Below are 11,524 nucleotides of genomic sequence, written 5' to 3'. Positions count from 1 at the left end.
CCATGTGTTTAGGCTAGTAAATAATATGTGTCCAGGAAAATGGGTACATATCATAAAACAGGGGCTTTTTATTTGGTTGAAAAATATATGTCAAGGAATATAATGAATATAAGATTAAATTTTTCGATAGTAAGGGTATTTGGCTTAGAAGAGGAAAATTGTTATGATTGAGAGCGTTATACTGAAGAATTATCGGCAGTTTAAAGACTTGGAATTTGTTTGCAATCCTGATAAAAATATTTTTATTGGAGATAATGGTGCAGGAAAGAGTACGATACTTGAAGCTATTAGGCTTGTTTTGAGCGGTAGTTTTTCATGTATTAGTAAGATTGGTATTCATAACCTCTTTAATTGTAATACTATTGAGAATTTTCTATCGGCCTATTTAGATAACAAAGAGGCAGAGCTGCCTATTATTCTCGTTGAAGTATATCTTGATTCTAATAGTGATAAGATTAAAGATATTTTTAAATTAGAAGGTAAACATAATTCTAAGAATCGGAACTTATATGGAATGAGATTAGTAATTGAGCTTGATGAGGATTATAGACAGGATTTTTATAATTGTCTTGAGGGCAATCAAAAAATTTTTCCATTTGAGTATTATACTGTAAGGTATTCTACTTTTTCTGATGAGCCTTATAATAGCTTTAAAAAGCCTTTTAAGTATAAATGGGAATTTATAAATACTAGTGAGATAAATGTCGAAATAGCATTAAAACATTATGTTACGCATATATTTGAATCAGTAACAGAAGAAGGAGATCGTGCTCGTATTTTCAATGGTCTACGTACAGCAAGTAAAGAGTATATTGGCGAACTTTATAAGAAAAATAAAATTAAAGAAGGCGAGTATAAAATAGATGTTGATGGAGTGTATTCTTCGGATATTTGTAATTTCCTAACTGTAAAAAAGGGTAATATTGATATTAATAGCTTAGGGCAAGGTGAAAAGCTATTATTGAGTCTGTTTAAGTATGAAGCAACTCAGGATATAGATGTATTGCTTATTGAAGAGCCTGAAAATCATTTAAGTTTTGGAAATATGCAGTTATTGATTCAATTACTTCAACAGTTAACTTGTGCACAATGTTTTCTTTCAACTCATTCTAATATGATTGCTACAAAGTTAGAACTTAGTAATAGTTTTATTTTAGGTAATAATAAAATCACTAAGTTAAATCAATTAGATAAAGATACTGAGAAGTTTTTTGTAAAATTGACAAATCAAAATGTTCTTAACTTTATCCTTTCATCGAAAGTAATTCTAGTTGAAGGTGCAGCTGAATATATTCTTATAGATGATATGTATAAATATTTTACTGATAATAGTTCTAGCCTATATGATGATAAAATTACTCTTATTAGCTGTAATGGATTGAGCTTTGAGCGTTATCTTGCAATTTCTAAGCTTATAAAGAATAAAGTTGCCGTAATAACTGATAATGATCATGACTATAAACATAAAGTTATCGAGAAGTATAGATCTTATGATACTAATTTTATTAAAGCTTTTTCTGATGAAAATGATGATCGATATACGTTTGAAGTGTGTTTGTTTAATGATAATCAAGAATGGTTAGAGAAAAATAGAATTTCTAGGAGTGAGAATATACAGTCTTTCTTATTAAATCAAAAAGCCGAAGCCGCTTATAGGATTTCCTCTAAATTAAGTTGTGAAAATGAATCAGAATTTATTATTCCTAAATATATAAAAGAGGCTTTCGAATGGATAAACGAATAATTCATGCTGTTGCAGGTAGTGGTAAGACAAGATATATTATTGAATCCTTAGATTTAGATACGCGTATAGCGATAATTACTTATACTATTACAAACCAAATAGAACTGAAGAATAGAATAATAAAGAAATTTGGTAGACTACCAGACAATATTCATGTTTTTGGATTATTTCAATTTTTATACTCTTTTTGTTTACGTCCTTATTATTGTGAAAAAAAGCTCAAAGGAATTGATTTTAATAATAATACTTTTAGAGATTTTAATGGTGACTATATTTATAGCAATAAAATATCTAAAGTTCTAATTAATGGGGGGCGTGAATATATAAATCGAATTAATCGTTTTTTTGATGTGATTTATATTGATGAGTTTCAGGATTTAACAGCCTATGATTTTGAATTTGCATTAAGTCTAATTGAATGTTCTATAAAGGTTGTTTTTCTAGGTGATTTCTTTCAAAAAACGTATAGCTCATCTCAAGTAGGAAAAAAGGGATCTAGAATTCATAGTAGTTTTGAATTGTGGAAGGAAAAACTATCTGCTTTTGAATGGGAGGATAGAATTCTTTCTAGCTCTGTACGATGCCCAATAAAAGTTTGTGATTTTATTAGAAATGAAATGGGGATTAATATTAAAGGGACGAAAGATTTACCGATAGAGATTAAGGAGCTTACAGAAATAAATGAAATAGCTACTGTACTAGAAGATGATGCTATAAAAAAATTATTTTATCAGAAGTCTTATGAGTACCCCTGTAATGCTAAGAATTGGGGAGATAGTAAAGGTTCTGAATATGAATCAGTTTGTGTTGTTATAAATAACACTACCTATAAGGCTTATAAAAAAAATAATTTATCTTTACTTGTGCCTCAGACACTATCTAAATTTTATGTTGCATGTACACGGACAAAGGGCAACTTATATTTTATTGAAGAGAAAAAAGTAAAGAACTATTATAAGGATAATTAATTTAATACTTTAAGCGTTTTATAAGGTTTATACGATAAATTTCATATTAAGTAAGGTGGATAACTACAATGAATCAGGATATAGTAATGAGTATAATAGCTAAAGCATTAGATTTTTTATATGATAATGACCAATATTTAATAAGTAATGGGGAACGGTATTATGTCAGCGAACGATCTGTCGCTCATAAACTAGGATGCTATTTGTCTCAACTAATTCAAGAATATGATATTGATTGTGAGTTTAGTAGAGATTTGGATGCAATTAAGCAAATGGGATGTGATAAGATAATTCCTGATATAATTGTCCATAAGAGAGGAAACAATGATGATAACTTAATTGTTATTGAAGTTAAACCATGGTGGAACGATAAGAGTAAAGCATTTATAAAGGATGAAAATAAACTAGCATACTTAACTAATTACAATAATCAATATAAATATAAGTATGGTTTTAGTTTAATTATTAATAAAGACAGAGAAGATACTAAAGTAAAAATATTTATTGATGGCAAAACTGATGATATTTACCATAAAATATAAAGACAATGACTATAATGTAAAAAGTAGCTCCTTATATAAGGAGCTACTTTCATTTTTATTGATTATTTAATTTCCGCTTTCAAATCGATAACGTGTTTGCATGCTATGCAACCAGGGCAGTCACAGAATTCTGCACCTTGTGCCTTGATGTCTTTAGCGTGTTGTAAAAGGTTAGCTGCACCTTCCGCGCCAAGGATTTGTGTAGCGAGTTCAGAACCAGCAAATCCGATTGTTTCGTCAATAAAAGCAATGTTTTGCTCTGCTACAGATACGAGTTGTTTTGTAAGTTCTTCTTGTTCAGGTTTTCCTTCGGCATCGATCCAAGATTGAGCAAATTCCTTTACTGTTTCATTGCTTGTTGGCGCATCTAATAAAGCTCGTACAAGTTGTGTTAATTGTGCATGGGTCATGATAATCTCCTTTTATAAACTACTGACTATAGGCTAGGAAACGTGCTGTAATTCGTATCATATGAGCATCTGTTCCTTTTGATGAGTTCATTATAGCACCTACAATAATTTTGAATAGTAGAATGATTTTGGATAGATACTATCAAATCAGATAGAATTGTGATGATTATTGGTTAAAATTTTTGAAAATAGAAAAGAGGAATGCTTTCACATTCCTCTTTAGCTTTTTAGAATAAATCAGAGTGACTGCCTGTGCGAGTTAAAGATAATACTAGTATGTCATCTTTGATTGCATAAATTAGGAGCCAATCTGGTTCGATATGTAACTCTCTAAAACCTTCGTAGTTTCCTGTTAATGGATGATCTTTATAACTAGGATCTAATAGCGTTTGATTCTGTAATTTAGTGATGATTGAATAGAGTTTATTGAGATCTTTACCGCGTTTCTTGGAGCGCTTTAGGTCCTTTTTGAACTTACTGCTAAGCACTAATCTCAACATAACTGATTACTCCAATCCTAAATCCTCAATCATTTCTTTTACATTAGCATATGATTTTGTTTTAAGTTTTCCTGCTAATATATCTTTTGTTTCTTGAATCGCAGCTTCTGTTTCTGCATTATAACGAGGTTGTTTAGGTTGAAATGGAAATCCACCTTCCATTAGCGATGTGTGAAGAAAAATATTAATCGCATCAGTTACGGATATGCCAAAGCTAGCATATAATGCTTCTAATTGTGCTTTTACAGCAGGTTCGATGCGCAAACTGATAGAGGCTGTTTTAGCCATAATATCACCTCCTATTATTTATATTGTATTGCAGTTGAATTTATAATGCAATCATTATAAAGCGTTTTGCAATCATTTAAAATGATTTTTTTAGTATAAGAGGTTTTATAAGTATAAGAATATTAAGCGTTGGAATGGTATAATTTACTTAACATATGTAGTTTGTTTATAGGGGAGTAAATTATGAAAAAGGTTGTATGTGTATTAGCTACGCTCGCTTTCATAGGTTCTATCAATATCGCCTCCGCAGATGATTTGATGCGTTTTCGGCTCAATGGTAATTCTATTTATGATCAGCCTTATGGTGATCGAAATGAGTTTCCTTGTCCTGATGGTCTTGGTAGTTGTAGCATGACTGATAGTGATTATAAAAGCACTCGGAAGGGTCAAGCTTTAGAGGTATTTGATACTGTATATGAGGCTAAGCAACATTTGAACTTTAAGCCGCAGTTGCCAGTTGGGGTAGAGGGACTCCGCCCTGTACATGTATCTATTGTGGATCACGATGTACTACAAGTGGTGTATGCCTATCATGAGCTTTTAAAAGGAAAATACTTTGACCGTGTAGATGATATGCCAAAATATATTAAATATCGCGTATCTATTTTATCTGGTAATATCGCAGGTGACTATAAGGATTATGTGCCTCAGAAAACAGAAGTTATAAATGACATAACCGTGACATATCGAATGGTGGATGATTATGTATACTTAGCATCTTGGGAACATGAAAATCAGAACCATGTGTTCTTATTTAATGAGCCAGTTTCTGTTGAGAGGGCTAGAGAATTGATTAACAGTGTACAATATTGAAAAAACACTCTAAGTGTAGTATATTCAAGATAGCCAATTGATAGTTGTGCAATTAACTACAAAATCCCTCGGAGCGGCAACTCCGAGGGGTTTTTATATTATATGTGAAATAAAGTTACTCATAATGACAATATTTTACTTTTTATGGTAGAATATCGATAGAGCAAAGTGTTGATTAAATGCACCAAAGAAGCCCTTGCAAAGGATGCCGGTCCTAGCAAGGGCTTCTTTGTCAGATAGTGGTGACAAACCAAGGTTATACAGTCCTCTTTATTGTAATTGATAATAAAATAATGGAGCTCTTATGAACGTAGATAATTATAAGATTTCAAAGCTACCATACATAGAAAATGCTAGCAACAAGATAATGGAAAAGTACAAAATTAAAGCACAATATGAAACGGAACCACCTCATGGCGATGCTATATATTCTATTTCTATAAAAGACAAAGTATTGCCGTTTTGGATATATGGTAGAGATGTTACTTTCATAGGCAGTAGCATGGTTATGGTCGAGTCTGTAAGATGCAAAACTTGGGATCCCATAGAAACTATCATTATTGATTTAGAGAATGAAGTGTATGCTAGTTTAAAGGAATGGTATACAGATATTTTATTTGTTAATGGCAGAATAGAGCTATCTAATCAAGTTGTAAAAATGGAAAAATTAATCTTGAATAGTTTTGATGAGTTAGAGTGGGGTAGATACTAACGAGAATATCTTATTAAACATATTCATTTTATTTTAATTGACATAACTCTATAGAATACAGTACAATACCCTTATATCTTAAATACGAGCTATGAATGGGTATAAAGGTTTACAAATCCTGCTTTCAGAGAGTTGCCGGTTGGTGCGAGGCAATAGAGGTTGTACGCTGACACTCTCCCGTGAGCTTTGGTGGCGAATTCAGCAGTAGTCATCGACGGTGGTTCCGTTATACCCGAAACGAGTCCCAATTAGGGTGGTACCGTGTTATGTATATAACGCCCCTTTGAGCAACGACAGTTGTTCTGAGGGGCTTTTTTTATTGTAAAAGTCTAGTAAAAGCACTGATAGATCATCATAGATGCATCAGCGATTTTACTAAACTTTCACAATTGATAGATATAATAAAGTGTTATGTTTTAATAGTACAGAAAAGGTGAAGATTATGGATCAAAATCGCGTATATTTCTTCGATACAACCCTTCGTGATGGGGAACAAACACCAGGTGTGTCTTTACAAACTCCTGAAAAAATTGAAATTGCGAAAGGCCTAGTACGCCTCGGCATCGACGTAATCGAGGCTGGCTTCCCAGCAGCATCCCCTGGGGATTTTGAAGCAGTACAAACGATTGCACGCGAAGTAAAAGGTGCAACAATTTGTGCGTTGGCACGTGCTAATGAAAAGGACGTACAAAAAGCGATTGATGCGTTGAAAGATGCGGAACGCAGCCGTTTACATGTGTTCATTGCTATTTCCGAACTTCATATGGAATATAAATTAAAAATGACTCGCCAAGAGGTTTTGGATAAGGTTAAATCTGTATTGGCGTATGCAAAAGGTAAAGTTGATGAAATCGAGTTTTCCGGTGAAGATGCAGCACGCTCTGATTTAGATTTCGCGTGCCAAGTATTTGGTGTTGCTATTGCTGGTGGTGCAACGATTATTAATGTACCAGATACAGTAGGTTACATGAACCCTAATGAGTTTGGTGACAAAATCCGTTACATCAAAGAACATACTCCAGGCATTGAAAATGCCATCATCTCCGTTCACTGTCATGATGACTTAGGTCTTGCTAATGCAAATACGTTAGCTGCTATTAAAGCAGGTGCACGCCAAGTAGAAGGCACAATTAATGGTCTAGGCGAACGCGCTGGTAACGTAGCGATTGAAGAAGTAGTAATGGCTCTAAAAACACGCCATGATTACTTCGGCGATCTTCAAGTGAACATTGATACAAAACAATTTACAAAAGTTTCTAAACTCGTAAGTCGTTTGACAGGTGTTGTAGTTCCTCCAAATAAACCAATCGTTGGCTCTAACGCTTTTGCTCATGAGTCTGGTATTCACCAACATGGTATGATGAGCAACCCTGAAACGTATGAAATCATGACTCCTGAGTCCGTAGGGGCTGAAAAAACAGACCTCGTATTGGGTAAACACTCTGGCCGTCATGCCTTTGCTGATCATTTGGCAAAACTTGGTTTCCAATCTTTCACAGAAGAGAAAATCAACGACCTCTTCGCTAAATTCAAAGAATTGGCAGACCGTAAAAAACAAGTATACGATGATGATATCATCGCTCTTGTAGTAGATAACTTACATCATAAAAAAGCATTCGAGCTTGTGGCTCAATACTATAAATTGGGTGAAAAAGGTTATGCATACGCAGACGTTCGCCTTATGACTCCAGAAGGTGAAAAAGCCGATGCTGCCGTTGGTGACGGTCCAGTAGACGCATCCCTTAAAGCGGTTGAACGTGTGGTTGGCTTGCCAATTAGTTTGAAAGATTACCAAATCCGCGCGATTACAGCAGGTAAAGATGCCCTTGGGGAAGCAACCCTTAAGGTAGAATATAACGGTCGTTTGTACCATGGTCGTGGTATCAGCACCGATATCGTTAAATCAAGTGTAAATGCATATATTAATGCAGTAAACTCAGTATTCCTAGCTATGGAGCTAGAACAAGAGGAGGAAAAATAATATGGGTATGACCATTACTGAAAAGAATATGGCTCGTCACGCGGGTCTTGATGTTGTTAAACCAGGCCAAATCATCGAATGTCATTTGGATGCGGTATTGATGAACGACATCACATTCCCACCAGCGCGTAAAGAGTTCTTAAAAATCAGCAAACCTGTATTTGACCGTCATAAAATCTACTTGGTGCCTGACCATTTCACACCAAATAAAGATATTCAATCTGCTACACAAGCTAAAGTCATGCGCGATTTCGTACGCGAACATGGCATCACAAACTACTTTGAAGTTGGTCGCATGGGTATCGAGCACGTTATTTTGCCAGAAAAAGGTCTTATCGGTCCTGGGGAAATGATGATCGGTGCTGACTCCCACACTTGTACATATGGTGCGGTGAATGCATTCTCCACAGGCGTAGGCTCCACTGATGCGGGCGTAGCTATGGCAGAAGGTAAAACTTGGTTCAAAGTGCCTGAAACAATTAAGGTTGAGCTTATCGGCAAACCTAACAAATGGGTAACTGGTAAAGACGTAATCCTTGATTTAATCGGTAAAATCGGCGTAGACGGCGCTCGTTACATGGCCCTTGAATTCTCTGGTGAAGGCGTACAACACATGACTATGGCTGACCGCCTTACAATCTGTAACATGGCTATCGAAGCTGGCGGTAAATGTGGCGTATTCCCATATGATGAAATTACTGAAGCATACATCAAAGGTCGCGTAAATCGTCCTGTAGAACCAATTAATCCAGACCCTGATGCAGTATATGCCCAAACAATTACAATTGACTTGTCTAAATTGCAACCAGTTGTAGCTTTCCCACATTTGCCATCCAATACACATTACATCAACGAAATCGATAAAGATATTAAAATCGACCAAGTTATCATTGGTTCTTGTACAAATGGCCGTTACGAAGACTTGGTGGCAGCTGCAGAAATCTTCAAAGGTCGCAAAGTAGCTCCATTCGTTCGTTGTATCGTAATTCCTGGTTCCCAAGATGTATACGATCAAGCTATGAAAGATGGTTTATTGGACATCTTCATTCAAGCTGACTGCGCAGTGTCCACGCCAACATGTGGTCCATGTCTTGGCGGTTACATGGGTATCATGGCTGAAGGGGAACGCACAGTTTCCACTACAAACCGTAACTTCCGTGGTCGTATGGGTCACGTTGATTCTGAAGTATATTTGGCAAGCCCTTACGTGGCGGCAGCAAGTGCTGTATTAGGCCGCATTGCAGGCCCTGAGGAGGTTTAATATGGATTTTGAAAGCAAAAAAATCTGGCGCTACGGCGACGATGTAGATACAGACGTAATCATTCCGGCTCGTTACTTGGCGATTGCTGACTGGAATGAATTGGCTGAACATGCGATGGAAGATATTGATACTACTTTCGCTCCCAATGTGAAAGCTGGCGAAATCATGGTAGCTGGTAAAAACTTTGGCTGTGGTTCCTCCCGTGAACACGCACCAGGCGTTATCAAAGCAAAAGGCGTGCCTGTTATCATTGCACACTCCTTTGCACGTATCTTCTTCCGTAATGCCATCAACATCGGTTTACCTGTAATTGAAATCGGTGAACAAGTTGATCGTATCGATGCAGGCGATGCTATCGGCGTAGACTTGTCTAAAGGTATCGTGTATAACTTGACTAAAAATGAACAATACCAAGGCACTGAATTGCCACAATTCATTCAAGACATTGCGGCAGCAGGAGGTCTTGTGAACTTTGCGAAAAACCGCAAGTAAGGGCGAGCCGAACACTCGTCTCAAGCCTCCACTGGCCGGGTCTGACTGCGGCCTGCGGCCTTCGCAAGGCCAAAGTCGTTTTCGACGAGCATTCGGCTCTCGGAAGTGTGAAGGCTCGGCACAGGCTATAGACCTGAATAGTGCAATAAAGGCTGATGAGTTTGTGGTTCATCTATGAGCATTTGTTATATGGAGAGGTAATATGAGCGAAAAGAATATCGTATTGATTCCTGGTGATGGTATCGGTACTGAGATTATTGCTGCAGCGAAGGCTGTGTGTGATGTGGCTTTTGAGAAAGCCGGTGTAAAGGTTAATTGGATTGATAAAAAAGCGGGCGGTGCGTCTATTGATGCATACGGCGTGCCTTTGACTGAGGATACTATCGAGGCTTGTAAAGCCGCTGATGCTGTATTGCTTGGTGCTGTAGGCGGTCCTAAATGGGATAATGTAGATCCTTCTATCCGTCCTGAAAAAGCAATCCTTGGTCTTCGCAAGGAGCTTGGTTTGTTCTGTAACTTGCGTCCTGTAAAAATCTATCCATCCTTGCAAGAGTATTCTCCTCTTAAAAAGGAACTCGTACAAGATGTAGATTTCGTTATCGTTCGTGAGTTGACTGGCGGTATTTACTTCGGTGAACGCGAAGAGGCACAAGGTGAAGGTGCTAACGAGTTCGCTTGGGATAAAGAAACTTACAGCCGTTACGAAGTAGAGCGCATCATGGACATCGCTATGGAAACAGCTCGCAAACGTAACAAAAAGGTTGTATCCGTAGATAAAGCAAATGTATTGGCTTCCTCTCGTTTGTGGCGTAAAATCGCTCAAGAGAAAGCTGCTTCTAATCCAGACATCACAACAGACTACTTCTATGTGGATAATACAGCGATGCAACTCGTTGTAAATCCTGCACAATTCGACGTTATCGTGACAACAAACTTGTTCGGCGACATCTTGTCCGATGAAGGCGCTGTTATCTCTGGTTCCATCGGGCTTTTACCATCTGCATCCATGGGTACAGGCACAGCATTGTACGAACCAATCCACGGTTCCGCACCAGACATCATGGGCCAAAACTTGGCGAACCCATTGGGCACAATCTTGTCCGCAGCTATGATGTGCCGTCATTCCCTTGATTTACCTCAAGTGGCTGACGCTATTGAAAAAGCTGTTGAACAAGTGCTCGTTGATGGTTACCGAACAGGTGATATCTACCGCGAAGGTTTAAAACGCGTAGGTACCACAGAAATGGCGCAAGCTGTAATCGAACGTCTATAATCGTATATAACAAGATTTTGAAAGTTCATAAAGTGAACTAAATCATTTCAAAACCATATCATATGTTTTATAATATGAAAGTATTATATATTTAGACGTTATAAAAGAGAGGGCAAGTCCCTCTCTTTTTTGTAGGAGGGGGTTATGTTATCTTATTTTTTACTTGCCTTATCTATAGGGCTTGAGTTATTTGCAACGACAATGTTAAAAGCATCTGACGGGTTTACAAGGCCGTTGCAGACCATTGCCTGTGCGCTTGGGTACATAGGGTCGTTTTATACGTTAACCCATGTGTTGAAATATATTCCGCTGAGCGTTACCTATGCTACATGGTCTGGTGTAGGTCTTGTAGTGACGACATTGATTTCTGTCTTTATCTTTCACGAAGGCATTAATATCTACACCGTGCTAGGTATTGCTTTAATCGTGGTAGGCGTAGTGATCCTTAATTTGTGGGGAAATGTAGGACACTAGATATATTAACTAAGGAGGCCTTTATGAATTCTTCAATGTATCGAAATTTAACCATTACTGCTTTG

The 11,524-nt window shown here is 36.8% G+C and carries 13 protein-coding genes and 1 other annotated feature; of the genes, 10 read left to right on the top strand and 3 right to left on the bottom strand.

The window, feature by feature from the left end; translation table 11 throughout:
* The first annotated feature begins 163 nt into the window (after positions 1 to 163).
* The 3 genes from QZR70_RS06945 (at position 164) to QZR70_RS06935 (ending at position 3,254) form a co-directional block, all read left to right on the top strand.
* Positions 164 to 1,744, top strand: a complete 1,581-nt coding sequence (locus QZR70_RS06945) for an ATP-dependent endonuclease (RefSeq protein ID WP_295794074.1) — start codon at positions 164 to 166, stop codon at positions 1,742 to 1,744.
* Complete coding sequence (locus QZR70_RS06940) at positions 1,729 to 2,712, top strand: hypothetical protein (RefSeq protein ID WP_295794072.1); 984 nt, start codon at positions 1,729 to 1,731, stop codon at positions 2,710 to 2,712. The genes QZR70_RS06945 and QZR70_RS06940 overlap by 16 nt, the downstream gene beginning before the upstream one ends.
* A gap of 68 nt (positions 2,713 to 2,780) precedes the next feature.
* Positions 2,781 to 3,254: a hypothetical protein gene (locus QZR70_RS06935; protein WP_295794070.1), complete on the top strand. Its 474-nt coding sequence runs from the start codon at positions 2,781 to 2,783 to the stop codon at positions 3,252 to 3,254.
* Between the two features lie 62 nt (positions 3,255 to 3,316).
* On the opposite strand, the gene QZR70_RS06930 is transcribed toward QZR70_RS06935, so the two are convergent.
* The 3 genes from QZR70_RS06930 to QZR70_RS06920 form a co-directional block, all read right to left on the bottom strand.
* Positions 3,317 to 3,664 (bottom strand): hypothetical protein, encoded by a 348-nt coding sequence (locus QZR70_RS06930; RefSeq protein WP_295794068.1) that lies wholly within the window; start codon positions 3,662 to 3,664, stop codon positions 3,317 to 3,319.
* 227 nt (positions 3,665 to 3,891) lie between these two features.
* Complete coding sequence (locus QZR70_RS06925; protein ID WP_105086330.1) at positions 3,892 to 4,164, bottom strand: type II toxin-antitoxin system YafQ family toxin; 273 nt, start codon at positions 4,162 to 4,164, stop codon at positions 3,892 to 3,894.
* A 6-nt stretch (positions 4,165 to 4,170) separates the two neighbouring features.
* Positions 4,171 to 4,452: a type II toxin-antitoxin system RelB/DinJ family antitoxin gene (locus tag QZR70_RS06920; protein ID WP_295794065.1), complete on the bottom strand. Its 282-nt coding sequence runs from the start codon at positions 4,450 to 4,452 to the stop codon at positions 4,171 to 4,173.
* 183 nt (positions 4,453 to 4,635) lie between these two features.
* On the opposite strand from QZR70_RS06920, the gene QZR70_RS06915 reads away from it, so the two are divergent.
* The 7 genes from QZR70_RS06915 to QZR70_RS06885 all read left to right on the top strand — a co-directional run bounded on the left by QZR70_RS06915 (position 4,636) and on the right by QZR70_RS06885 (position 11,459).
* Entirely contained in the window at positions 4,636 to 5,265 is a 630-nt protein-coding gene (locus QZR70_RS06915) for a hypothetical protein (RefSeq protein ID WP_295794063.1), read from the top strand.
* Positions 5,266 to 5,569: 304 nt separating this feature from the next.
* Positions 5,570 to 5,977, top strand: coding sequence for a hypothetical protein (locus tag QZR70_RS06910; protein ID WP_295794059.1), 408 nt, complete (start codon positions 5,570 to 5,572; stop codon positions 5,975 to 5,977).
* An 82-nt stretch (positions 5,978 to 6,059) separates the two neighbouring features.
* Positions 6,060 to 6,263: a binding site (T-box leader), on the top strand.
* Between the two features lie 156 nt (positions 6,264 to 6,419).
* On the top strand, positions 6,420 to 7,958 hold the full coding sequence (locus QZR70_RS06905; RefSeq protein ID WP_105089572.1) for a 2-isopropylmalate synthase: 1,539 nt from the start codon (positions 6,420 to 6,422) through the stop codon (positions 7,956 to 7,958).
* Between the two features lies 1 nt (position 7,959).
* Positions 7,960 to 9,219, top strand: a complete 1,260-nt coding sequence (gene leuC / locus QZR70_RS06900) for a 3-isopropylmalate dehydratase large subunit (protein ID WP_295794055.1) — start codon at positions 7,960 to 7,962, stop codon at positions 9,217 to 9,219.
* Position 9,220: 1 nt separating this feature from the next.
* The gene (locus QZR70_RS06895; protein WP_005387442.1) at positions 9,221 to 9,712 is read left to right on the top strand and encodes a 3-isopropylmalate dehydratase small subunit; all 492 of its coding nucleotides are present in this window, start codon (positions 9,221 to 9,223) and stop codon (positions 9,710 to 9,712) included.
* Between the two features lie 202 nt (positions 9,713 to 9,914).
* Positions 9,915 to 10,985, top strand: a complete 1,071-nt coding sequence (gene leuB / locus QZR70_RS06890) for a 3-isopropylmalate dehydrogenase (RefSeq protein ID WP_295784051.1) — start codon at positions 9,915 to 9,917, stop codon at positions 10,983 to 10,985.
* Between the two features lie 144 nt (positions 10,986 to 11,129).
* Complete coding sequence (locus tag QZR70_RS06885) at positions 11,130 to 11,459, top strand: multidrug efflux SMR transporter (RefSeq protein WP_105089575.1); 330 nt, start codon at positions 11,130 to 11,132, stop codon at positions 11,457 to 11,459.
* The last annotated feature ends 65 nt before the right edge of the window (positions 11,460 to 11,524 follow it).

Source organism: uncultured Veillonella sp. (assembly GCF_900545205.1).
Taxonomy (GTDB): domain Bacteria; phylum Bacillota; class Negativicutes; order Veillonellales; family Veillonellaceae; genus Veillonella.
Note: the sequence above shows the minus strand (reverse complement) of the source record. Positions and strands in the feature narration are given on the sequence as shown.